Raw genomic sequence first — 25008 nt, 5'->3', positions numbered from 1 at the left:
TACCTAGTATCGGTAATACTTCGATTTAACAAGCTTAAAAGGCCGCCAAATTGGTGGCCATCACTCTGTGGACATTTTGCTGGCAGTTAAGTATTTACGGTTTTTCGGAATGTCACTCCGCCAACCCTCGCTACCTTTAAACAGTAGAAAAGGAAAATTTAAAAACTGACTAATAGCCATATTACAATAGAAAATCGTTTCGTAATTTTAGCGAGGCCAATTTGTAAACGCAAACCGGTCAACTGCTTGTACTCAATTTCCTGCTGGCGAACGCTTCGGCAACGCCTCATCACCTGGAAGCCAACTGTTACCGTGTAGAACCAAACCTCTGTGTACATCACTAAGACAAGCGAGAAGTACCACCGGGGCAGGATGTTAAACGAATAAAATTAAAGACTTCAAAATAAATTGCGGGTTTTCATATAATTATATACATTTACACGAAGAAGGAGGGAGATGATAGCTGTTCCATGACAATTCCGATTTTCAGTAAATTCCTTTTCTACTAAACTAATTAACTGAAAAATGAAAAAACTATTTTACTTGTTGTCGATATTATTCACGCTATTTCAATTTAGCTGTTCAAAGGCACCCGCTATCGAAAAAGAAGAGCCCATCATCTCAGCGGGGAAAAAAATTGTAAAAATAAAGTTTATTAAAGACAGAGATACAAGATACCTTGATAGTGATGGAGGCATTACAGATAAGGATTTTATTGAAGTCGAAGCAGAAATGGTTTTTGAAGATTCAAAATTAGTTCTGAAATCGGAAAAACTGGTTGAAATTGAACTCATTGACTCTGAAACTGGAAAGAAAACTTACGGCTACCGATATGTAGAGAGCAATTTAAAAATCGCTTCCATAGCTCCATTTGAAGCGAGAATGGAACCGGATTTGGAACCGGGAGTTTATAGGGGCCTTTATGGATTTAATGGCACATGTTTCGTTTGGGGAACGCTTTACGTTGGCGATAATGGAGAAAGCTTATTTGTTGCCGCAGACATAAGCACCCAACTATTATTAAACGTCTGTCCTCCAGATGGGAGCCTTTTCGCAGAAACTGATGAAAATAAAAAAATATAATATCATGAAAACGAAAAAATATAATAATAGGTATATCTCCATCGTGGTACTATTTGCTATAATGCCAGGAGTGACATTTTCCCAAAAAAGCAAAGAAAAAGAAGCCACATTAGTTAAACAAGACACTTTACCTGCGATCAACCTTGATTCTGAGGTTTATCAACGAATATTGAGCACAAAGCATAACTCAAGGAGCCAAGAAGAGAGTACATTTGTCTTATATAATGATAAGTTATATCCGATAGCAGATTTTCATCTTCAACAGAATGAGAAGAAAAGTAATACAAAATCGATTAAAATAATAAACCACCCAGATTCGATTAAGACAATATTGTCGAACAGGATTAAGTCAATTATTGTCATCGAGGATAAGGGAGACAGCGATAATTAATTTAGAGAGTTGCTGCCATTCAAAAGAGAAATCTCATTTATCATCGACCTATAAGTAGTTTGAAATCATCAAGCGACGCGAAGATAGCTCAATTAAATAGGGATTTCGCAGGGAGTCAGTTTACGACTTAAGGCTTACGATTTCGCACTAAAAAAGTATCTTTGTTCCATGAATTTTTCTTCCAAATTGTTGGAGCAGGCCGTGGCGGAGTTTGGCCGCTTGCCAGGGGTAGGGCAGAAGACCGCTTTGCGCCTTGTGCTGCATCTGCTGAAACAACCGCAGGCCGATGTTGAACGGTTTACAACAGCTTTGGACCGCCTGAAGCGCGAAATCCGGTATTGCATCACTTGTTATAACATTTCAGATAACGCGATTTGCGAAATCTGTGCATCGCACAAGCGTGATAAAGGACTTGTTTGTGTGGTTGAAGACACACGTGATGTGATGGCGATCGAAAATACCAACCAGTATCATGGTGTATATCATGTGCTGGGAGGACTGATATCACCCATGGATGGCGTCGGACCTTCAGATCTCCAGATTGACAGTCTTATCCGGCGTATAGAAGCTGGGGGCGTACAGGAGGTTATATTGGCCTTGAGTGCTACGATGGAGGGGGATACGACAATTTTTTACCTTTATAAGAAACTCAAAGACTTCGGCGTACAGATCAGTACCATCGCAAGAGGCATAGCCTTCGGCGGTGAACTGGAGTATGTGGATGAAGTAACCCTCGGACGTTCCATCGCCACCCGTGTGCCTTATGAGCGGAACATTGCGTAACAAGACCGTTGTCATTACCGGGGCATCCTCCGGTATCGGCTTAGCCTGCGCGGAAGCATTTGCGCGGCAGGGTGCCCAGCTTGTCCTTGGTGCCAGGCGGTATGTGACGTTGTGCGAAATCGCGCAATCACTGGAGCGGCAATACGGTATCCGTGCACTGGCTGTGCAGTGCGACGTCACCAAGGAGGCGGATTGCGAGGCATTGATAAGGCAGGCGACTACTACCTTCGGTGTTATTGACGTATTGGTCAACAACGCTGGGCTCAGCATGCGGGCATTGTTTGCCAACCTGGACCTTGCTGTGCTCCGCCGTCTGATGGATGTAAACTTTTGGGGTACGGTACACTGCACAAAATACGCAATGGAAGCATTGCTGCAAAGCAAAGGAACGGTGGTGGCGGTTTCATCTATCGCAGGTTTCCGCGGGCTTCCTGGTCGCACAGGGTATGCAGCTTCCAAATTTGCCATCCACGGATTCATGGAGTCACTCCGTGTTGAAAACCTGAAAACGGGGTTGCATGTCATGGTGGTGTGTCCGGGCTTTACCGCTTCCAACATTCGGCAAACCGCACTGGATGCAATGGGTGGCGAACACGGTGAAACCAGTATGGACGAAACGAAAATGATGACAGCCGAAGAAGTGGCCGAACGGATTGTGCAAGGTGTTGTCCTTCGCAAGCGTACGTTAGTCATGACCCGACAGGGTAGGCTAACTGTGCTGATGAACAAACTATTCCCGGCTTGGGTGGATAAGCAAGTCTATAAATTGTTTGCTAAAGAAAAGAATCCGTTGGTGAAATAGCCCATCGCAGCACATGGGGCTGCTACCGAACAGGCTTGTGTACACTCTTGCATGGGGCTCACAATTTCCTGACAATAACATAGAGTCCAATGGCTACGCCCACAAGTACGATAGCAGTGCCCCACCATAGCGTATTGAACCCATACTGATCGGCAATGCGGGTGCCCAGGAATGGCGAAAATACGTGAGCAGCGGAGAAGGCTAACGCATTGAGCCCCATGTAAGCCCCCTGGGTGCGTCTTGACGCCCGCTGTACAGCCACGGAGGCCATGAAAGGCATGGCCAGTATCTCGGAGATGCTCAACAGAAAAATAGACACATAGAGTATCCAATAGCCTATGGGGAGGGGAAGCAAGGCAAACGATAGGGCACAGAGTGCGGTGCCCCAAAAAATGCTGCTGGCATAGGAGAGGCGCCGCTCCGCGATATGTACAAGCAGCATCTCGAACAGGACGACGACAAATCCGCTGAACCCTAATATGATGCCCACCTGCTTTTCGTCCAGGCTATGTGCCTTTTGGTAGAAGAGTGGCAGGGTGCTCAGCAGTTGAAAGAAGCAGATCGCGTAGATACAGCAAAAAAAGCTGAATAATAGGAATACCCAGTCGCCGTAGGGGGACTTCGGTGCTGCGGTTTCGTCGATGTTGTGCGTAGACTTAGACCGGATCGTTCCTTTGCGTTTTGCAAAGAAGGCGATAAAAATAAGCGCAGCTATGAAGGCGCCCAGTGCGTTGCCATAAAATATCCAGTGGTATGAAATAGAGGCCAGGAAACCACCCATCGCAGGGCCGACGGAAAAACCAAGGTTGATGGCCATGCGGTTGAGTGAAAATGCCCGTGTGATGTTTTCAGGGCGTGCATAGCGGGCCACCGACACGGAGTTAGCGGGCCGGAACGATTCGGTCACCACACTGAGGATATAGATGGCGGCAGCCAGCGTTTCAACCGATGTAAACAGTGGCGTCACAACGAACAGCGGTACCGAGGCCAGCAAACTTAAGGTCTGTACCCAGAAATTGCCAAAACGGTCGGTCAGCCAGCCCCCAAGCCATGAGCCCGTGACTGCGCCAAGGCCAAAACAAGCCAGTACGACCCCGACTTCCCTGATGGAAAAATTGAGCGCCTGTGTCATGTAGATACCCAAAAAAGGCAGCACCATGGCGCCTGTGCGATTGACGAGCATGACCAGGGCCAGCATCCATGCGGGGCGCGATAGTCCCCGGTACGCGTCGATATATAGGCGTATAAACTCCTTCATTTATTTTACACCGATTTCAGATTTTGCGTGGCGATCGCTGCGATTAGCGTTTATGTCGTTCTTCGCGTCTGACGTGGCCCGCCAACACTCTTCTCAAGCGGCGCGCTTCCCGAAATTTCATATCGGCTCGCTGTTAGCAAGGTTTTTTTGCCGGATCGCCGCTCAAATAGGTAGTCCAGCCGTCCGAGATTGATGCCGCCAAACCCTACTTGGTTTATCGTAGTGACTTCGCCATCCAGGTTTCGGATATCCTCAGGTTCGGGCATAAACGTGTGCGTATGTCCGCCAATGATGAGGTCGATACCACGGGTATGGGCAGCCAGTACCTGGTCGGAGACTTTATTGTCGCGGTAGCGATAGCCCAAATGCGATAGGCAGATGACGAGGCTACACTTGTAATCGTGCTTGAGTCTAGTGGCAAATTCATTGGCAGTATCAATTGGATTGAGGTAACGTACATCGCGATGGTGATTGGGATCAACTAATCCTTCCAATTCGATGCCCAGTCCGAAGATGCCGATGCGTAGCCCCTGTTTTTTGACGATAAGGTAGTCTCGGGTTTTTCCCTTCAGGATGGTATCACGGAAGTCGTAGTTGGCCGTCAGGAACGGAAACTGGGCATAGGGAAGCATTTTTGCCAATCCATCCAGCCCGTTGTCAAATTCATGGTTGCCCAAGGTGCTGGCGTCATAGCCCATTTTACTCATGAGCTCAAGTTCAACTCTTCCCTCAAATAGGTTGAAGTACGGTGTGCCTTGTACGGTATCGCCGGCATCGAGCAACAGCACGTTGCGCTGTTCGCGGCGAATACGCTCAACTAACGTTGCCCGGCGGGCCACACCGCCCAAGCCCTGGTTTCTGGAGCCATCCATTGGGAATGGCTCGATGCGGCTATGTACATCATTGGTATGAAGGATGGTAAGCGCAACATGATCGTCATTGGCCAAGGCCGATAACGGAATGCCGCCAAGGGTTGAAAATGCCGCAAGTGCGCTGGCTTGTTTCAGAAAAATGCGCCTACTGGTTGCGAGTGATTCGTCCATCGAGTTGCGTGTTAATATTTTTGCCTTCCTTGGTTTGCTGGCTGACGTAGTCTATTAATGCTTCGCGGACTTTTTTGCCCAGATCGATGCGTTTCGACGGTTTTTCGAGTCCCCGCGAATTGTCGCCCCCGTTAGCCAAATAATCATAGGTGACCAAGGTGTAGGTGCGGGAAAGATCGATCGGCTTGCCGGCGATTTCGATATCAACGGGTTTGCCGTCTTTAGTCTTCATCCGTATACCCGCAACGGGTTGCCCGCCTGTACTGGCGATAAACTGCGCCAACTGCTGTACGCTTTGGCCGGGTAGCTCCAGCACTACCAATTCATTTTCGAAAGGCATCAGCTCAAAGAGGAGGCCGACGGTTATATTCCCCTGTTGCAGCTCGGTACGCAGGCCGCCTTTAGTACCAAAGGAAAATTCTGCATTGGGATAGTGCTTACGGCCTTCAGCTAAAAGTGCGTCCGCAAAGAAATTGCCAAGCAAGGTTTCCGGCGCGTCGCTCGGCTTCGTCAGGTCTACATCGGTATAGCCGACAACCCGGTTCATTTCGGCCTCCAGCTGCTGTTGGTAAGGTGAATAGTACTTAATGTACGCCGAATCGGCGGGTATTTCGCCGCTGATTCCGTATTGCGTATACTGTGGTTTGGTTGGAGTAAAGTACCTGGAGCAGGCCATGATACTCCATACCACGAGAATCAAAGGAATACCCATTTTGGTAAGTCTCGCCATCCGAATCGCGTATTTAAAGGGATAAAGGTAGTCAAGAAGTATGGAAAACGGAAAAAGATATCATTAAGCTTTCGTAAAATACGTCTCAAGGCTGTTCATCAAGCGCTGACTCCATACTGATGATGCTGCGCTGTTCGGCCACCTTCAGTAAGAATACCAGAAGCTTCTCAAGGACAACCGGCTTATTGAGAATGTCATACGCATGTATTTCTGATAACCTTACCCGAACATCACCCATGATGTCTGCTGTGGAAATAACGATGTGTGTGTCCGGATAGTGTTTGTGGACGAATTCAGAAAGGGCTTGTCCGTCCATACCCGGCATATGCAGGTCGATGAATGCAATGTGATACGCATTGTTCTTCAATAACGATAAAGCCTCCAGGCCATCGTAGGCACAATCGGGGACGATGCCGAAATAAGCCAGTTGTTTTTGGGCCACCATCGCATTAATGGGGTTGTCTTCTACGAGCAATACCCGCAAATCCCCCAATTTATTGGCATAAGTGTCTACGGAATAGCTTATGCTCGGTTGGTCAATTGCCATGTTGCTCTGGGGCAAATCGAAGGCGATATCAAAACGGAATGTCGTGCCTTTTCCCATCGTGCTCTCCATCGAAATATGGCTATTGTGAAGTTCGATAAGTTTCTTGGTAATCGCTAAGCCCAATCCGGTACCGGTATGTTTCCTGGACGCCGGCTGCTGCACCTGCTTGAAACTATCGAAGATAACCTCATGGTACTCCTCGGGGATGCCGATGCCGGTATCTTTGATGGTAAAACGGATGGTCACCTTATGCGCATCACAGGACAATGCTTGCAGGGCAACCGTTACCTTCCCCGCATCCGTGTATTTAAGGGCATTGCTTATCAGGTTGTTTAGTATCTGGTTTATCCGGACGGCATCAGCTATGATTTTTTCTGGTATTCCGGGGTCCACAAAAGTGATCAGGTCGATATTTTTTGACTCAGCCAGTGAGTTGAATTGGTTCGTGATACGCTGCAACAGTTCGAACAAATTGACTTCGTTTTGCACCAGCTCAACATGGTCACTGTCTATTTTCGTGAGATCAAGGATGTCATTAATAAGTTGCAACAAGTGATCTGCCGAGAAAATCAAATTATCCACATAGGCTTGGTGATCTTGAAAGCGGTTCATTTTTAGTAGGTTGCTTATGCCGATAATACCGTTTAATGGGGTCCGTATTTCGTGGCTCATGACCGATAAGAAGTCAGTCTTTGCCTGTGCAGCCTCTTCCGCTTTGTTTTTGGCTTCCAACAGCGCTTGGGTGGTTTTCATTTGCTCGGTAATGTCCATCGTTGCTCCCCGCAGTTTTACGACGCAGTTGTTTTCAACCACGGGAAAGCCGATGCTCCTCAACCACTTCTTGTCACGGATACGGAAAATAAAATCGTGCGGCTCCTTTTTTTCCAAGGATCGGCGAATATGCTGATCAAAGATGTAATCATAACCCGGGTCGCACAAAGTCAGGATATCCTGGTAATTGATGGTGTCATTTTCGCCAATCTCAAAGATCAATTTGGTCTGGTTGGTCCAAAACATCTCTCCCGTCAATACGTCAAATTCCCAGCCACCGGTATTGCTCAGCTTTTGGCTGGATTCCAGTATCTGGTTTGTCCGTTCGAGCAATGCTTTTGTTTGTTTGAGGGCTTGCTCCTGTTTGATGCGGCTTGTGATGTCTTGGATTGTCAGCGCCAGGCGTTGCTGTTCTGTCGGTTGGTTAGTTTTGCTTACCATCGTTACTTTGGCTTTAAACCATTTATCAATGGTGGGGTCAATGTGCTTGTATTCGAATTCTTGGGGCTCGCCTGTACGGATGGCCGCCGTAATGGGGGCGGAAAACAAGCTTTCCATGTGGGGAAATACCTCGGCTATGGTTTTACCGATAAATTTTTCCTTAGGTAGAAAAAACAGTGTTTCATCTTTGGCCCAAACATTTATAAACCGCCTTTCGGTATCGATTTCCAATACAATATCTTCAAGGGAAGCAATCAACGAGGTAAGGTAAGTGTTCATTTCCCGTTGTCTGCTTTCGGCTTCCTTTAATTTTATATGGGTTAAATGGTCGTCGGTAACATCTTGTACATAACCGATAAGGCATTGGCTTCTATCCTGTTCGTTTTGTATCAGCCGTACATCCATGCGGCAAAAGCGGATGCCGCTTTGGGGGTGGTGTATGCGAAAGCCGAAGGCTACGGTTTGCTTTTGCCCGGTTGTTGCTGCCCTGATGGCGGTGGCGATCACCGGTATGTCCTCGGGTACCAAGACGCTATGCCAGCCTTTGCCCAGGGAGACGCCGACTTCGAGACCAGTGATATCTTCCCATGATTTGCTGACAAAAAGCGCATTGCCGTCCAGATCGAGCTTGAAAAAGCCGAACGGGGCCGCATGGAGTATTTCCTGGAGGTTTTGATCGGTTGTCTGGTCAAAATTTTTCATAGCGTACATAGCGGGGTCGTCCGATAAAGGCAGGCAATAAAGATAGTAATAAAGTAAGAAACCAAAAAGTTTTCTATTTCTTTTTACTTAATATTTTTAAACGACTATGCAGCTATTAGCCAGTCGGTTATAATTTAATGGGTGCGTTGCCTGTGCGCAGGGCTATCCTATTCCGGATTCTGGATCGAAGGGATGGCCTCGGACGGCCGGTTTTATCTGGTTTCCTGCGCTTAAACGAGGTCGGAAGATTGTACGCGGTCCAGTTGATGAGGAGTACACTGATAAGGATAACCGCCAATCCAGTAATTTGGATGCCGGTAATGTGCTCATCTGTAAGCAAAAGGCTTAGCAATACCGCTACGATAGGGTTTACATAAGCATATGTACTCACCTCTGTTGCCGGCCGCACCTTGAGTAACCAGATATACGCGCTGTATGCAATGATGGACCCGAATAGGATAAGGTATGCAATAGCCCACCAGGCTTGAGCGGGGATCTCCTGTGGGCGGAAGGCCTCCGCTTCGCCGCGAACAAATGCCGTGATGGTGAACGCCAGGCCGGCAATCAATAGCTGCCAAGCGGTGCCGACCATGCCATTGGCGGGCGTAGCCTTATCCGGTTTGCCAGTATATTTGGAGTATAATGAGCCAATTGTCCAAGCGATGGCACCGAACATCAACAACAGTAGGCCATTGGTGTTGGTTTTCCGCTCGGCGAGATCTACGGAAAGCGCCACCTGCTCTCCAAAAAGCATGACCACACCAAAGAAGCCCAGAAAAAGGCCAGCGATGGTCGGGAGGTTTGAAAAGTTTTCCTTCCACTTTGGTTTATCCAAAAGGATAAACCAGATAGCGGCAGACGCAGCCATAATGGCTACCAGGCCGCTGGCCAGAAACTGCTCCACCCAAATGATGATACCCGTGTCAATGTATAGCAGCAGCAATCCGGTTATGCCAGCGTTCCGTATCACGGACCAATCGAAAATCGGATATTTTTTATAGGCATACCATCCAAGCATGAGCAGACCGGCGGTTGTAAACCGGATAGCGCCCAGCGTGAAAGGTTCGAAACCAGCCAGCGCTTTGTGGATAAAGAAAAAGGTTGAACCCCAAACGAGGTAAACGATGGCAAATGCCAGCGCGACCATGAGCTTAAATTGGTTTTGATTTGTTCCAGTCGTCATTGCTTTTGCTGTCAATTTTGGGGGATAAGTATCTGCTGTTGCTCTTTGACGGTTTCCAATACAATGGTTGTCCGGGTAGAGATGATATTCGGAATTTTAGCAAACGAATTGCGCATTAATTCTACCAGTGCCGAAGCGTCTGCCGTGCGGACCTTTACGAGGTAGCCATCGTCGCCCGCGATATCATGTACTTCCTGCACTTCCGGAATGGCCGCTAAAGCCTGTCCGGTGGTCGCACAGCCGATGCCATCAGCCGCTTTGATAAAAATAAAAGACAACAGCTTTTGGTTGACTGCAGCCGGATTAATTTTGGCGTTGTATTGCAAAATCACCTGTTTCTGCTCCAGTTTTTTCACCCGTTCCAGCACCGCCGAAGGCGCCATGCCGAGTTCGCGTGCGATATCTGCATTGTTGATACGGGCATTTTCTTGCATCAACCGGATAATGGTGAGGTCTACGTGGTCTAATGTGTATGTTGTTTCGCTCATTGTTCTCTACAAATTGTATTGTTTAGAATATTATTCAAAATGTATGCCATATATCGAAATAATATTCAAACCTGTTGATTTGTCAGTTTCGAAAAAAAGAATTTGCTAATATTAACACCGTTAATTAACTTTGCCCCGTTAATATTTTGTCATGGGAATCAAAGAAAGAAAAGAGCGCCATAAAGAGGATTTGAAAATAAGGATATTGGAGGCGGCAAAGAAGCTATTTGTAAAAGAGGGCTATGAGGCGACGTCTATCCGCAAGATCGCGGCAGAGATAGAGTTCAGTCCTACAACCATTTACTTGTATTATAAAGACAAAACAGATATCGCGTATGCGCTGCATCAAGAGGGGTTTAGTTTATTGCGCGAGCGGCTGGCTGCCTTGGTGTATGTGGACCAGCCGTTTGAGCGGCTGAAAGCCATGGGAAGGGCATACATTCAATTTGCCTTGGATCATCCTGATTTTTATGAGCTCATGTTTATTATGAAGGAGCCGATGAAATATTTGCAGGCCCATCATCCAGAGGAGGAATGGCCAGAGGGTGAGCGCATTTTCGATGGGCTGATAAAAACTGTGGCCGCCTGCCAGGACAGCGGTTATTTCGGGGGAATGGATACTAACGAGGTAGCGATGCTTTCTTGGAGTGTCGTGCATGGCTTATGCTCGTTGCATATTACGAGCCATTTCAAGCATATCGCTGAAAAGTGCGGCAGCTATGCGCTGCCGGCGCATGAGGCGCTACTGGAAAGCGTTTTCCAGGTTTACCTGAGGTCGATCGAGCGGTTATCGTAATTTTTTTTGTTTATATATAAACACTGTTAATAATGAGAACAGTATTAATTATCTTGATTTGCATTCCGCTGTTTAGCTCGTACAGTGTGCATGCCGTTGCTCAGGACGCGTTAGCGGGCTATGTACAGGAAGGGCTGGCCAGTAACTTGGTACTCAAGCAACGCGATGTCTCGTTGCAGCGGGCCGAATACGGATTGAGGATTGCCAAGAGTATGTTTCTCCCTGCCGTCAACCTCCAGGCCGGCTACCAAACTGCGGATGGCGGTCGCAACATCCCGTTGCCCATCGGAGACATGCTTAATCCCGTATATCGTACGTTGAACCAATTGACGCAATCCAACAACTTTCCTCAAATTGAGAACGAAACCATCAATTTTCTTCCCAGGAATTATTACGATGCGCACATCCGGACCACCTTACCGCTCATCAACACGGATATTGCTTACAACAAACGCATTCAGGAGCAACAGGTGCAGTTGAGTGAGCTGGAGGTGGACATTTATAAACGTGAGTTGGTCAAGGAAATCAAAATCGCCTATTTTAACTACCTGAGTGCCCAGCAGGCCGTCGGTATCTATCGGTCAGCGTTAGAGCTGGCCCGGGAAGGGAAACGCACCAATGAACGCCTGGTAGAAAATGGCAAAGGACTCCCAGCTTACGTCCTTCGCTCCAGTGGCGAGGTGGCCGAGGCTGAAGCTAAATTGACCGATGCTGAACTAAAAGCACGGAATGCGCAGCTTTACTTCAACAGTTTACTTAATCGTACAGCAGATTCAGGGATTGATACTGCTTTTAACCATGATGATGCCTTATTGGAGGCAGCAGGTATGCTCCGGCAAGGTACGCTATCGGTGGGCGAACGAGAAGAATTGCTATCGTTGGCTACCGCAATAGGTATACGTGAAACTGTGCTTCGGATGAACAAGCGTTTTGCGGTGCCCAAGCTGAATGCGTTCTTGGACCTGGGCTCGCAATCGGAAGGGTTTCATTTCAATGGGCAGACACGTTATTATATGGCCGGCTTACAATTGGAATTCCCTATTTATAACGGTAATCGGAATAAATACAACATTCAACAGTCACGGCTCGACCTTCAGGATGCCCAATTGCAACTGCAGCAGGTGCAGCAGCAATTGCAGCTTGCCAACTCGGTGGCACATCACAACCTTCAATCGGCCTGGCAGAGCTACCGGTCGTCCAAAAGTCAGCTGGAAGCTGCGCAGGCTTATCAGCGCCTCATCAGTAAGGGGTATCAAGCAGGTTCAAATAGCTATATCGAGACCGTCGATGCGCGCAATCAATACACGTCTGCCCGCATGGCTTTATTAATAAACACGTATCAGGTGCTTTCGGCAGCCGCTGCGCTCGAACGTGAAAATGCAAATTATCCGCTTATCCAATAATTGAACAATCAAAAGAGATAGAAATGAACAAGTTCGGGAATATCAGTGTCGTGTTGGGCCTCTTGCTGAGTGCGGGGGCATGCGGGCACCGCAAACAGCAAGAAAGCTTGCCGGGTACGGAAGTCATCCCTGTCGTCGTGGTGCCGCTTGCATCACGGGATACGGTACAGTCGGTAAGCGCTACGGGCGTATTTACCACGGATGACGAGACCGTACTTTCATTCAAGAACGGCGGCGTCATTCAGCACATCCAGGTGAAGGAAGGGGATGCATTCAAGCGTGGCCAGTTACTTGCTTCGCTGGAGCCTACGGAAATAAACACCGCGGTGAAGCAGTCACAACTTGCGCTGGAAAAGGCCGAGCGCGATTACAAACGCGCTCGGCAGCTTTACCTCGATAGTGTAGCAACATTGGAGCAATTGGAAAACACGCAAACAGCGCTTGAGGTGGCCAGGCAGGATGCGGAACGTGCGACTTACAACCTGGGGCATACCAGCATCCGGGCGACATTCGATGGTTATGTGTTGCAACGCCCTGTCAATCCAGGGCAGATAGTTGGGCCCGGTACACCCGTGTTGGTCGTCAGTGGCACGGGACGTAGTGGATGGTTGCTCAAGGTCGGTGTCAGCGATAGGCAGTGGGCGGCCATCCGTGTGGGCGATAGCGCTACGGTATATAGCGGTGCTATTGCGGATGGGGCAATGCGAGCGGTGGTATTGCGCAAATCCGAGGGCATCGATCAGCAATCAGGAACGTTCACCGTCTATCTGAAGCTTTTGGATAAGCAGCTGCCTGCCTTGGCTTCAGGCATGTTCGGTAAAGCGGAAATCCGGCTGGCCGGTAAAAAGGACGCCTGGTTCATTCCATACGAAGCACTTTTGGATGGTGATGCCGGAACGGGTTATGTCTTTGTGACCGACGACGGTAAAACGGCCAAGCGGGTGCAGGTGCAGATAGGTGATATCCAACGTGATCACGTGATGATTACGGGCGGGCTGGAAGATGCGCAATCGCTTATCGTTTCGGGGAGTCCCTATTTGCGCGACGGTTCAACGATCACGGTAAAGTAAGATGACATGGATTTAATCAGATATCCCATAAAAAATTATCAGTTTACGCTAATCATGGTGTTGATGGTCATCGCTATCGGTGTGAGCAGTATCCTGACCATGCCCCGGGCTGAGGACCCCGAGATGCAACCACCTAATTTCCCTGTGGTGGTCATTTATCCAGGCACCAATCCGAAGGATATGGAGCAATTGGTCGTAAAACCCATGGAAACCCGGATCTACGACCTCGACAATATTAAGCGTATACGTACCACAATCCTGAATGGGCTGGCCGTACTTTTCGTCGAGTACGAACACGGTGTTGATTACGATGATAAATACCAAGAGCTTATTCGGGAAGTCAGCGCATTGCGTCCGCAATTGCCTGATGAGCTATACAGCATTGATGTACAGAAAATCGATCCTACGGGCGTAAATGTTTTGCAAGTTGCATTAATCTCTGAGAATGCGTCACGCAAAGTGATGAAGGATGTTTCCGACGATCTGAAAGAGGCGCTGGAGAAGGTGAAGGCCTTGAAGGATGTGAAAGTAAGCGGCCTGTCTGACCAGATAATAAGGGTGGATGTTGAGCCGGCGCGGCTCGCACAGCTAGGTATCCCGCTCAATCGGGTCATGCAAGCTATCCAAAGCGAAGGGGCTAACATTCCTGGAGGAAGTATATTGGCTGGAGGCAAAGTGTTTAGCATCAAGACCAGCGGCAACTACCAAAGTATTGAGAGCATCAAAAACACCATCATCTCCAGTGCGGAGGGAAAAAACACGCTGTTGAGGGATGTTGCGGCCGTGTATGCCGATTTTGCGCCGGAGACACATATTACGCGTCTCAATGGCCATCGGGCCGTATTTGTGAATGCGGCGCAAAAGGCCGGGGAAAACATTAGCCGGACACAGGAAGCGTATCTGAAGGTGCTCGATCAATTCAAAGCGCGCTTGCCGGACAATATCGACATGGTGTTGCATTTCGACCAAGGTGAAAACGTCAATAAACGGCTCAGTGGCTTGGGGATTGACTTCCTCATTGCAGTCACGCTGGTGCTTATCACGCTGTTGCCCTTGGGTATGCGTGCGTCGCTCGTGGTGATGATTGCTGTACCGCTGTCGTTATCCATGGGGGTCATTGTTCTCAATGCGCTGGGTTATTCATTGAACCAGCTGAGTATCGTCGGCTTCGTGGTGGCGTTGGGTTTGGTCGTAGATGATAGCATTGTGGTGGTCGAAAACATCGAGCGGTGGATGCGCGAAGGGTTTTCGCGTGTGGAGGCAGCCATCAAGGGCACCCATCAGATTGCGCTGGCAGTAGTCGGCTGTACAGTGACCTTGGCGATAGCCTTTATGCCCCTGATGTTTATGCCTGAGACGGCGGGCGATTTTATCCGTAGCTTACCGATGGCGGTCATCGGTTCGGTCATCGCTTCCATGTTGGTGGCCTTGCTGGTGGTGCCTTTTCTGTCGAGCCGGTTACTAAAGCCGCATGAAAATCCCGACGGAAACGCCGTGCTTCGCTGGCTCCAGCGCGCTATCCATAGCACGTATGCGGTATTGCTCGATAAGGCGCTGAAGCGCCCGTGGCAGACGGTCGCAGTGGCCGTTTTGATTTTTGCTGGCGCATTGGCACTTATTCCTGTGGTCGGTTTCAGTTTGTTTCCGTCTTCAGAAAAACCTCAGTTTCTAGTCCGTATCAATGCGCCGTTGCAGGCTAATATCTATGTGACAGATAGCATTACGCGCCAGTTGGAAGCTGAGCTTGCGGAGATGTCTGAGGTGCAATACTTCGCGTCCAACGTCGGTAAAGGGAATCCCCGGATCTATTATAATGTGGAGCAAGCAAACGAACGAGCAGATTTCGCTGAGCTGTTTGTGCAGTTGCAGGCGGATACCTCCCCAAAGGAGAAGGAAGCATTCATTGAGCAACTACGGCAGCGTTGGACGCCTTATCTGGGCGCGAAGGTAGAGGTGAAGAATTTTGAGCAGGGGGTTCCTGTGATATCCCCGGTGGAAGTGCGTCTGTTTGGTGAGAACTTAGATACGCTGAAACGTTTAGCTGCGCAGGTGGAAACGATGATGGAGCGCACGCCAGGTGCATTGTATGTGAATAATCCTATACGAAACGATAAGACAGATATCCAGGTGGATATTCATCGGGATAAGGCGTTGGCCCTGGGGGTACCGAGTGCAAATATTGATCGGACGGTTCGTCTGATGTTGGCGGGATATGACGTGACTACCTATACCGATCCGGAGTCGGATGACGACGATTACCTGGTACGGTTGAGTATGCCTCGCGGCTCTTATCCGGATCTGACGGTGTTTGATCGGATTTATGTAGACAACGTAGCGGGTGTAGCCGTGCCGTTTAGCCAATTGGCTACGCTGAAACTGGTGCCTTCGCCACCTGCCATCTACCATATTGACCGGGAACGCACCGTATCGGTCAATTGTTTTGTAGCAAGTGGTTATACAAATGACGAAGTTATCCAAGACGTTGTCCGCCAAATGGACGAGATGTCTTTACCCATGGGATACCACTATGAGATGGGCGGTGAGGTGGAAAGCCGAGAGCAATCGTTCGGGGGCTTTGGAACGGTCATTCTGATTACAGTATTTATGTTTATTGCTGTGCTGGTATTAGAGTTTAAGACCTTGCAGAGTACCGTGATCGTTCTGTCGGTGATCCCGCTGGGAATTGTTGGTGCTGTGTTGGCCCTGCTGGTTACAGGCAATACGCTTTCCTTTGTGGCTACGGTAGGTTTGGTGGCGCTGGCGGGTATTGAAGTGAAAAACACGATATTACTGGTTGACTTCACCAACCAGCTCCGCCGGGAAGGTATGGAGCTTAACGAGGCGATTGAGAAAGCGGGGGAGATGCGGTTTTTGCCCATTATCCTGACTTCGTTGACAGCAATAGGTGGTTTATTACCGATTGCATGGTCAAGTAATCCACTGATTTCGCCATTGGCTATTGTCATGATTGGCGGACTGATTAGCTCAACGTTGCTGTCGCGTGTCGTTACGCCGATTGTTTATAAGCTGATGCCGCCAAAGGTATAAACGCAAACTGCCCGGCCTCTTGTGTGCCGGGCAGTCCTGCATTGGTCATTTATCTTTTTTTATTTGTCCGGTGCGTACGCCACCTGCATTAGGCAGCCCTTGTGCCCGTTTTTGCTTTTTTGAATCGGCGAATGCTTTGTCCGCAGTTGAGCTGCCCATTTCGCCTTTGCGGCTTTTGTCTTGTGTGCCAGTTACATTTTTTTCCTTCATGGTACCCCTCCATTTGTTTTGTTACCTTCAATAACAACCGAAGCGGTAGCATTGTTCTTTCCCACGAAGTAAAAAATCATTCTTGTTTCCCGCTGTCAGGCTCTTCGGCTTTTCTTTCTATCTCTTCCTTCATTTTCCGCTCCTTGGCCTCCAGCAAGTCCCGCAGGTTCCATCGTTTCAGGAGAATCTTGGTCGAATACCGCTTGAGGTGGTATTTTTCCGGCTCACCGATCAGGAATCCGAAAGCATTCATGGAAGGGATGGCATCGAACAACACCTTGATGGTCGCCGTTATGGGCAGTGCGAGAATCAATCCGGCCAAACCGAACAGCATGCCACCCAATAGAATGGATATGATAGCCATCAACGGGTTGATGCTGACTTTTCCACCCACGATGTTGGGGGTAATGACGTTGCCTTCCAAAAATTGCACCACCTGAAACCAGGCGATGACACCAATGGCATACCAAGAGCTGTCTTTGGTGGCCAATGCAAAAAGGGCGGGCAAGATTGACCCGATAGCGATACCAATGTAAGGTAGCAGCATGAGTAGCGAAGCCAGCGTGCCGAAAAACCAAGCGTACTGGATACCCATGAGCAATAGCCCCACCGTATTTAAAATAGCTACGATGCCCATCACGGTGACAAGCCCCAGCAAGTAGCTTTGTACGACCGTGTAAATTTTGTTGAGTGTATTGTGGACGCGTTCCTGCGGTGTGGATTTAAATGCGCGGAAGAAGAACTCACGGAAGAATACCCGATAATACAACAGGAAGAACGAAAACAGGGGGACCAGCACCGCTCCCGCGAGCAAGTTGCCAATAGAACCAAAGGCTGCGGTGATATGGGAGGCTGCATTAGATAAAAACTGGTTGGCTTGGCCCCGTAACCTTTCGGCGACCTCCGTGGGCTCAAGGCCGAAACGGTCATGCAGCCATCGTTGTATCGTGTCAAAAATGGAAAGGAATTTTGATTGGATTTCGGTGCCATCCCTGCCGATGACGATGACTTGATGGATGATAAACCAGATCAAACCGGAGATAATTGCGATAGCCAATATGACGGCCAGCAGTGCCGAAAAAGCCTTGCCGAAGCGCAAGCGCTCCAGGAAACGCGCTACTGGGTACAGTGAAATGGCGATCAGGATGGAAAACATCAGTGGCACCAGCACGCTTTGCAATGCATACATGAGCGCGATGATAAGGGCCAGCGCAAACAGCGTTGCCGCCAGCTCCAGGGCATAGGGTCGTTTGGTGGGTGTTTCCTGCATAGTATAACGTTCTTTATGCCTTTCTCAAAGATAAGCAAAATTTTTGCGATCAAGACGTTAGCGTGAAATCAATTTGGCGCTTGGCCAAATCCACTTTTTTCACCCGGATACGCACCTCATCGCCCAACTGATACCTTTTTTTCTTTCGCTGGCCGATGATGGCGTAGTTCTTTTCATCAAGGGCATAAAAGTCGTCCGTGATATCGCGCAATCGTACCATACCTTCACATTTGTTTTCCTCAATCTCTACATACATACCCCATTCGGTTACGCCGGAGACGATACCCAGATACTCTTCGCCCACTTGGTCCTGCAGGAATTCAGCCTGCTTGTATTTTATCGAAGCCCGCTCGGCATCCGCTGCTTTTTTTTCCATCTGTGAAGAATGCTCGCAGAATTTCTCATAGGCTTCGGCGTTGGCCGATTTGCCTCCTGCAAGGTAATGTTCCAGCAACCGGTGCACCATGACATCGGGATAACGCCGGATAGGGGAGGTAAAATGGGTGTAATAATCAAACGCCAAACCATAATGACTGGTTTTTTTTGTCGTATAAATGGCCTTGGCCATGGAGCGGATGGCCAGGGTGGTCAGCACATTTTGTTCCTTTGTGCCTTCAATGCGCTCCATCAGGGCGTTGAGCGAACGGGCGGTCTCCCGGTCGGACTTGGTATTGAGCTTGTAGCCGAAGCGTGCGGCAAATTGCGCGAAGCCGGCAATGGTCTCTGCGTTGGGCGCATCATGTACGCGGTAAACGAATGTCTTTTTTGTCTTTCCTTTACCTTGCTTACCGATGAATTCGGCAACGCGCTTGTTGGCCAGTAGCATAAAATCTTCGATGAGTTTATGGGCGTCTTTGCGTTCTTTGGTATATACGCCAAGCGGCTTACCGTTTTCGTCGAGGTGGAACTTGACTTCGGTGGTTTCAAAGCTGATGGCGCCATGCTTAAATTTGCGGTCGCGCAACATGTAAGCCAGCTCATTAAGAGTAAGAAGTTCCTGGGCAAATTCGCCCGCCTTGTTGTCGAGTATTTCCTGGGCTTCTTCGTAGCTAAACCGCCGGTCGGAATGGATAATCGCTTTGCCGAACCACTCATTGATGACGTTGGCATTTTTGTCCATCTCGAATACGGCAGAGAAGACGAGCCGATCTTCGTGCGGTCGTAGCGAACATAGGTCGTTAGAAAGGCGTTCGGGAAGCATCGGAATAACGCGGTCTACCAGGTACACCGATGTGCCCCGTTCGAACGCTTCCTTGTCGAGTGCGGTGTCCGGCCGTACAAAATGGGTGACATCAGCGATGTGTATCCCGATTTCGTAATGGCCGTTGGGCAACTGCTGGAACGAAAGGGCATCGTCAAAGTCTTTGGCATCGGCGGGGTCGATAGTGAACGTAGTGACGGGGCGGAAATCACGTCGCTTGGCGATTTCATCTGCCGATATTTCCAAAGGGAAGGCTGCCGCATCCCGTTCGACGGCTTCTGGAAATGCCAATGGAAAGCCAAAATCGGCAAGAATGGCATTCATCTCCGTGTTGTTCTCGCCTTTTTTGCCGAGGACGTGTCTGACCCGGCCGACCGGGTTTTTGCTATCCTGGGGCCATTCGGTTATCGTCACCACGACCTTTTCTCCATCTTGCGCGCCGTTGAGATCGGCTAATGGCACGAAGATATCATTGAGCATCTTTCGGTCGTCAGCAACAAAAAAGGCAAACCGGGGCGATATCGTGATGGTGCCTGTGAATTCCGTGCGGGAACGTTCGAGTATTTCCACGACTTCCCCCTCTTTGCGCTTGCCCCGGCGCTTTTCATAGGCGTGTACTTTGACGCGGTCGCCGTGCAGGGCTTGCCGGAGTTTACGTGGTGCAATATAAACATCGTCTTCGAACTCGTCTTCGGGTACAATGTAGGCTGAACCATCCGCCGTCATATCAACACGGCCTATGACAAAGGCTTTTAGTTCTTTCAGTATATATTTTCCTTTTTCGATCTCCTTGAATAGGCCGATGTGGGCTTCCTCTTGCAGGATGTCGCGTATGGCGTTGCGCGATTCCGGATCAGCCAGGTTGAGTTTCGCGGCTACCTGCTTATAGTTCATCGGCTTATTGCCGGACTTTTCGATCACATCCGAAATCAGTTGCGTGAGGATATGTTTGAATGCGTTGTTTTTTTTGTTTGACATAGTTGAGTATTGGTACGTAAGATTTGAAACATCAAATAGGAACCACCAGATAATTTATTCCGCAAAACTAATATCGTCCGGCTCAATCAATGGCTCGCCGCGCAATCTCCGCAAGATTTGTGCCGTGGTGATAACGTCCTTTTCACAGTAGACACGGATACGTTCTAAATTGTTTTCTTTGTAATACACCTCGTAGACGTCTTCGCCGCTAATGTCGTCCTTGGGCGTAGGTATCCCCAGGACCGCCGCAATCAAGTTGAGAGACACGTTATTGCGGAAATCCCCGAAACGCCACAGTTCCATGGTATCTAAATGGTTGACTTCCCACGGTTTTTTGCCCGATACATCGAGTTGCGGCGGAAGCCCAAGCCCATTGATGATTGTTCTCTTGCAGATGTAAGGAAAATCGAAAGATTTGCCATTATGCCCACAAAGCACGAGGCTTGCCGGCTGTCTGCGGAGCAGTGTGGAAAAGCCAGTCAGTAATTCTCTTTCATCGGCTTGGGCAAACGACTTCACGCGAAACCCCATCCGGCTGTTCCGTTGGTAGAATATGCCGACAGACAGGCAGATTATTTTTCCGAATTCTGCATGTAGTCCGGCGGTGTGGTAGACGTCGGCAGCAGACTCTCCGTCTTGCAATATGTTTTTTACTTTGTGACACCACAATTCTTGGAAATGAGGTGTTAACGCGTCATACGAAGCGTATTGAGGCACGGTTTCGATATCCAGTACCAACACTTGCTGTAGGTCCAAAAGTTCTAGCATATTATTTCGTTAAAATTTCGAATCGGTGACTAATGCGTGCGCCGGTGTTGTCAACCAATGTGATGCGGTGTATTCCCGCAGGCACATCAAGCGCAAGCTGATGAAATGTCTCCGTTTCGCCCACAAATGTTTCATCAAGATGCCAATATATTTTGCTGCCTTTGCTGCGATGTGCGGCACTAAAGATGACCTGACCGCGCTGGCCATCAATTTCTAAAGGTATGTAAATTCTCGCGTCATTTTTGGGGTAAATCATTTCCATGACCAAATCTTCCGTGTGGGCCGCGCAATCGCTGGCAAAAGGAGGTAGTTCGCGGTAATTGGCGTGCCTTGACTTATAATAGAACTCCATGGCCGGAGGTAGTACAAACCAGGAGGTGGTTATCATATCCCCCGGGGCGGCACAGTCGGCGGTCACCCGTCGTGTGCCGCCCTTATTCGTGTGCACAAGTTGATGGTAAGGACAAACGGACGAGCGGTGGCCCGGTGCAGGGATGTAGATGGTATCGGGTTTAGGGCAGTCTTGCCCCGCGAGGTGACCGCTTTCGCGACATACAGCGGTCTGCACCATCCGGTCTAATGGCACTTCAAACCAACCTTGGTGAGGCAGCAACCCGAAAATTTCAAATAAGATTGGGGCAGCGGTCTCAATACCGGTCAGGCCGGGCCGTCCCTCGCCATCGGCATTGCCTACCCATACGCATACCACATGGCCGGGTGTAAGTCCTATGGCCCATCCATCGCGGAAGCCGAAGCTTGTGCCGGTTTTCCAAGCTATTTTCTTCGATGAGGTGAATTGCTCCCATAGCGCTTCCTCGCCAGGGCGCATTACTTCGTTCATCGCCTGGAAAGTGAAATATAACGAAGCGTGGTCAATCAGCGATGCTCGATCCCTGCCGTCGCCAGGCGGTCTATGGGTGTTTTTCTGATAGCTTGGGGCGTGATAATCGGCCGGGCTGTATCCACCATCATGGCGTCGATAATGGTTCAACGTACGAGCCATGCTGGCATATGTTCCCGCAAGCTGCCACATAGTCACCTCGCATCCCCCCAGAATCATGGATAGCCCATAGAAATCGGCCGGTCTGTTAAGCGTGCCGATACCTGCTTGGCGAAGAAAAGGCTGAAAGCGCTGGTATTTGTACTGTTGCAACATCTTCACTGCCGGAATGTTGAGTGACCGGCTTAACGCGCGGGAAGCCGGAAGAGCACCGTCATAGCCCAGATCATAATTTTGTGGCGTATAACCGCCGATTTGCGTGGGGATGTCCGGGATCAACGTATGGGGCAGGATCAGCCCGTCGGTAAGCATTGCCGCGTAGAGCAAGGGCTTCAGTGTGCTGCCGGGACTACGAAGTGCGGTTATCATATCTACATGGCTTTCGGCCTCGACGTTTTGCGGAGTATGTACATTGCCCACGTAAGCCAATGCGTTGCCAGTCTCGACGTTCAGCACGAGTGCTGCAGCATTGAGGATACCGTTGGCGCTCAGGCTGCGATGATGGCGATCAATAATATCGACTATTTGCTGTTGCAAATTGGCTTTGAGTGACGTTTCGAGGCGTGAGGTGCCGGTACCGAGCTGGCGATATTCCTTCCTGAACCGATCCAAAAGGTGAGGAGCCAATCGCGGGAGGGGGCGCGGTTTGTCCGGTAGCGGTTCCAACTTGGCTAATGCTGCGGTAGCACTGTCGAGGGTGCCTTGCGCGGACAGTTTATCCAGCAGTGCATTGCGCTTGGCAAGTAGCAGCTGCCGATTGCGTCCTGGATGGATGAGCGATGGAGCGTTGGGCAGTACGGCTAGCATCGCGGCTTCTGCCCATGAAAGCTGTTGTGATGCACGACCGAAATATCGCCAGGAAGCGGCGTCCAACCCGACCACATTACTGCCGAAAGGGGCATTTGCGCAATACATCCGAAGGATAGCCGTCTTGCTGTAACTGACTTCCAGCCGGAACGCCAGAAACGCTTCAATGCATTTTTGCCAAACCGTCCGCGGTTTGTTTCTGCTCATTCGGATAACCTGCATACTAATGGTGCTGCCTCCGCTAACCACGCGCCTGCCTGTCGTATTTTGCCACCCAGCGCGTAGCAACGCGAGAGGATCGATGCCTGGATGGAAATAAAAACGTTTGTCCTCAAAGGCGATGATGCACTCGATGAATTTTTCCGAAATGGTATCCGCTATCGGAAAACGCCATTGGCCGTCTTCCGCTATCGACGCACCTAAAAGAGCACCGGCTTCGTCCACGACCACAAACGAGGTAGGGGTACGGAAAAGTGGTTTGGGCAACGAGAAATAGAAAACGACAGTCATTAAAACGGCCAACGTCAGGACCAACGCCCCTTTCGGCGTTTTACCAAAGCCAGTGAAACGCTTTGCCCATGTTTGCACCCCCGTCATCATTTTGCTAAAGTACAAAATATCATGACACCTTGGCAAGCTATGGTTTTGGATTTTGCTAAAAATACATGAATGTATATTTTGTTCATGTAATTATATTATCAATTAGAATATCTGATATTTAAAAATGATTTTGCTAAAGCTTTACTTAATTCTATGGCTATATTGTTAGCAAATTCAAGCGTGGGCGGCAACTGATAGGGAGCGGGGTTGGTAAATGATTGTTTGCTAAAATGGCCGACATGTATAACTAAGTTATATTGCTGTTATAACGAGTTGTTTCATAGGTTTTTATGTATTAATTAGCTATTCCTTTAGTGATGGTTTTGTGGTCTGTTTTAGCTGCTGTCCTGTTGCTGTTTGACGGGGAAACGGCAATCTGCAGAGGAAAGGAGGGTTATTTGCTGGCTGATTTGCATTGGGCGCATAACCCCACTGCGTTAATGCCTACGGACGTCAGTTGGTAACCTTCAGGAAGGCTGATTTTAGGCAGCTTGATTTCGTCTAAGCAATATATGCTATTGCAAGCCGAGCAGATAAAATGCACATGCTCATCATGGTGGTGGTGCTCGTCGCAGTCTGTTGAACAAAGCGCATAAGTGGCTGTACCGTGCAGGTCAAATATTTTATGCAGGATGCCTTTTTCTTCGAACGTGGCAAGCACCCGGTACAGTGTCACACGGTCTACCGCGTCGCCCAGTAATTTTTCAAGTTCCGGCTGGGATATAGCGGTGTCTTTGTCGGAAACAATTTGAAGTACACTGAGGCGGGGTTGCGTTACTTTCAGTTTGTTTTGGCGGAGCAAGCGGACGAACTTTTCGTCGGCGATGCCCTGTTCTCTTCCTGTTGCTGTCAACATCACATGCTTGCTGAAGCACCCATGGCCGGACCATGGGTGCTTAAAAGATCAATACAACTGTTACTTTCCGGCTGCGGCTTTAGCGTGGTCAGCCAAAAATTGGGCGAGGCCGTTGTCGGTAAGCGGATGTTTGAGCAGACCCAATATGGCTGATAATGGCCCTGTCATGACATCAGCTCCGATTTTTGCGCATTCCACAATATGCATGACATGGCGTATGGAGGCTGCCAATATTTGTGTTTCGTATCCATAGTTGTCATATATCAACCGGATGTCTTCTATCAGCGACAATCCGTCCGTTGATATATCGTCGAGGCGGCCAAGGAACGGGGATACATACGTAGCTCCCGCTTTTGCGGCAAGCAGTGCTTGTCCGGCGGAAAACACCAGTGTGCAATTGGTCTTGATGCCGCTGCTTGTAAAATACTTAATGGCTTTTATACCTTCCTTAATCATGGGTACTTTCACGACGATCTTATCGTTTAATTTGGCTAAAGCTTCCCCTTCTTTCACAATATTATCGAAATCAGTGGAAATCACCTCTGCGCTGACATCCCCGTCTACAATATCGCAAATGGCTTTGTAGTGGTTGATGATATTTTCCTCGCCTGTGATGCCTTCTTTGGCCATTAGGCTTGGATTGGTCGTTACCCCGTCCAACACGCCCAAATCTTGCGCTTCTTTGATTTGTTGTAGATTGGCGGTATCAATAAAAAATTTCATGTCTGAATGATAAAGAAGTTAAAATGAAACAGTGAATTTCAGCATGTAAAAATAAC

At 49.0% G+C, this 25008-nt stretch carries 20 protein-coding genes and 1 pseudogene; 8 read left to right on the top strand and 13 right to left on the bottom strand.

Translation table 11 applies throughout. The features are described 5' to 3' along the window. Positions 1-525: 525 nt before the first annotated feature. The 4 genes from JHJ32_RS17365 to JHJ32_RS17350 all read left to right on the top strand — a co-directional run bounded on the left by JHJ32_RS17365 (position 526) and on the right by JHJ32_RS17350 (position 3059). Positions 526-1083 (top strand): hypothetical protein, encoded by a 558-nt coding sequence (locus tag JHJ32_RS17365; RefSeq protein ID WP_200121818.1) that lies wholly within the window; start codon positions 526-528, stop codon positions 1081-1083. 4 nt (positions 1084-1087) lie between these two features. Next, positions 1088-1474, top strand: coding sequence for a hypothetical protein (locus JHJ32_RS17360; protein WP_200121816.1), 387 nt, complete (start codon positions 1088-1090; stop codon positions 1472-1474). A gap of 168 nt (positions 1475-1642) precedes the next feature. Next, complete coding sequence (gene recR / locus JHJ32_RS17355) at positions 1643-2257, top strand: recombination mediator RecR (protein ID WP_200121814.1); 615 nt, start codon at positions 1643-1645, stop codon at positions 2255-2257. Beyond that, the gene (locus JHJ32_RS17350) at positions 2238-3059 is read left to right on the top strand and encodes an SDR family oxidoreductase (protein WP_200121813.1); all 822 of its coding nucleotides are present in this window, start codon (positions 2238-2240) and stop codon (positions 3057-3059) included. Before recR ends, JHJ32_RS17350 begins: the two co-directional genes overlap by 20 nt. Positions 3060-3117: 58 nt before the next feature. On the opposite strand, the gene JHJ32_RS17345 is transcribed toward JHJ32_RS17350, so the two are convergent. The 6 genes and pseudogenes from JHJ32_RS17345 to JHJ32_RS17320 form a co-directional block, all read right to left on the bottom strand. Further along, a complete protein-coding gene (locus JHJ32_RS17345; protein ID WP_200121811.1) occupies positions 3118-4317 on the bottom strand; it encodes an MFS transporter in 1200 nt (399 codons plus the stop codon). A gap of 50 nt (positions 4318-4367) precedes the next feature. Next, positions 4368-5360, bottom strand: a complete 993-nt coding sequence (locus tag JHJ32_RS17340; RefSeq protein ID WP_200121809.1) for a bifunctional UDP-sugar hydrolase/5'-nucleotidase — start codon at positions 5358-5360, stop codon at positions 4368-4370. After that, positions 5335-6090: a 5'-nucleotidase C-terminal domain-containing protein gene (locus JHJ32_RS17335; RefSeq protein WP_233632724.1), complete on the bottom strand. Its 756-nt coding sequence runs from the start codon at positions 6088-6090 to the stop codon at positions 5335-5337. The genes JHJ32_RS17340 and JHJ32_RS17335 overlap by 26 nt, the downstream gene beginning before the upstream one ends. A gap of 85 nt (positions 6091-6175) precedes the next feature. Continuing rightward, entirely contained in the window at positions 6176-8551 is a 2376-nt protein-coding gene (locus JHJ32_RS17330) for an ATP-binding protein (protein ID WP_200121807.1), read from the bottom strand. Positions 8552-8825: 274 nt separating this feature from the next. Next, a pseudogene (locus tag JHJ32_RS17325) lies at positions 8826-9698 on the bottom strand (EamA family transporter); the annotation flags it as partial. A 47-nt stretch (positions 9699-9745) separates the two neighbouring features. Then, the gene (locus JHJ32_RS17320; protein WP_200121805.1) at positions 9746-10222 is read right to left on the bottom strand and encodes an Lrp/AsnC family transcriptional regulator; all 477 of its coding nucleotides are present in this window, start codon (positions 10220-10222) and stop codon (positions 9746-9748) included. Between the two features lie 151 nt (positions 10223-10373). Between JHJ32_RS17320 and JHJ32_RS17315 the strand changes: the two genes are divergently transcribed. From JHJ32_RS17315 to JHJ32_RS17300, 4 genes are read left to right on the top strand one after another with little or no spacing between them, the layout of a single operon-like run. Continuing rightward, positions 10374-11018 carry a TetR/AcrR family transcriptional regulator gene (locus JHJ32_RS17315; RefSeq protein WP_200121804.1) on the top strand — a complete coding sequence of 215 codons (645 nt, stop codon included), beginning with the start codon at positions 10374-10376 and terminating at the stop codon, positions 11016-11018. Positions 11019-11050: 32 nt separating this feature from the next. After that, positions 11051-12421, top strand: a complete 1371-nt coding sequence (locus JHJ32_RS17310) for a TolC family protein (RefSeq protein WP_200121802.1) — start codon at positions 11051-11053, stop codon at positions 12419-12421. 23 nt (positions 12422-12444) lie between these two features. Continuing rightward, complete coding sequence (locus tag JHJ32_RS17305) at positions 12445-13491, top strand: efflux RND transporter periplasmic adaptor subunit (protein ID WP_233632723.1); 1047 nt, start codon at positions 12445-12447, stop codon at positions 13489-13491. A 6-nt stretch (positions 13492-13497) separates the two neighbouring features. Continuing rightward, on the top strand, positions 13498-16539 hold the full coding sequence (locus JHJ32_RS17300) for an efflux RND transporter permease subunit (protein WP_079715547.1): 3042 nt from the start codon (positions 13498-13500) through the stop codon (positions 16537-16539). Positions 16540-16584: 45 nt separating this feature from the next. On the opposite strand, the gene JHJ32_RS17295 is transcribed toward JHJ32_RS17300, so the two are convergent. The 7 genes from JHJ32_RS17295 to fsa all read right to left on the bottom strand — a co-directional run bounded on the left by JHJ32_RS17295 (position 16585) and on the right by fsa (position 24952). After that, entirely contained in the window at positions 16585-16749 is a 165-nt protein-coding gene (locus tag JHJ32_RS17295; RefSeq protein WP_176146090.1) for a hypothetical protein, read from the bottom strand. 76 nt (positions 16750-16825) lie between these two features. Next, entirely contained in the window at positions 16826-18019 is a 1194-nt protein-coding gene (locus JHJ32_RS17290; protein WP_079715548.1) for an AI-2E family transporter, read from the bottom strand. A 49-nt stretch (positions 18020-18068) separates the two neighbouring features. Beyond that, the gene (gene rnr, locus JHJ32_RS17285; RefSeq protein ID WP_200121800.1) at positions 18069-20198 is read right to left on the bottom strand and encodes a ribonuclease R; all 2130 of its coding nucleotides are present in this window, start codon (positions 20196-20198) and stop codon (positions 18069-18071) included. A 54-nt stretch (positions 20199-20252) separates the two neighbouring features. Beyond that, a complete protein-coding gene (locus JHJ32_RS17280; RefSeq protein WP_079715550.1) occupies positions 20253-20966 on the bottom strand; it encodes a 3'-5' exonuclease in 714 nt (237 codons plus the stop codon). A gap of 1 nt (position 20967) precedes the next feature. Then, on the bottom strand, positions 20968-23361 hold the full coding sequence (gene pbpC / locus JHJ32_RS17275) for a penicillin-binding protein 1C (RefSeq protein WP_370584534.1): 2394 nt from the start codon (positions 23359-23361) through the stop codon (positions 20968-20970). Between the two features lie 406 nt (positions 23362-23767). After that, positions 23768-24229 (bottom strand): Fur family transcriptional regulator, encoded by a 462-nt coding sequence (locus JHJ32_RS17270; protein WP_079715552.1) that lies wholly within the window; start codon positions 24227-24229, stop codon positions 23768-23770. Between the two features lie 60 nt (positions 24230-24289). Beyond that, positions 24290-24952: a fructose-6-phosphate aldolase gene (fsa, locus tag JHJ32_RS17265; RefSeq protein ID WP_079715553.1), complete on the bottom strand. Its 663-nt coding sequence runs from the start codon at positions 24950-24952 to the stop codon at positions 24290-24292. Positions 24953-25008 lie beyond the last annotated feature (56 nt).

Source organism: Parapedobacter sp. ISTM3 (assembly GCF_016533505.1).
GTDB lineage: Bacteria > Bacteroidota > Bacteroidia > Sphingobacteriales > Sphingobacteriaceae > Parapedobacter > Parapedobacter luteus.
Note: the sequence above shows the minus strand (reverse complement) of the source record. Positions and strands in the feature narration are given on the sequence as shown.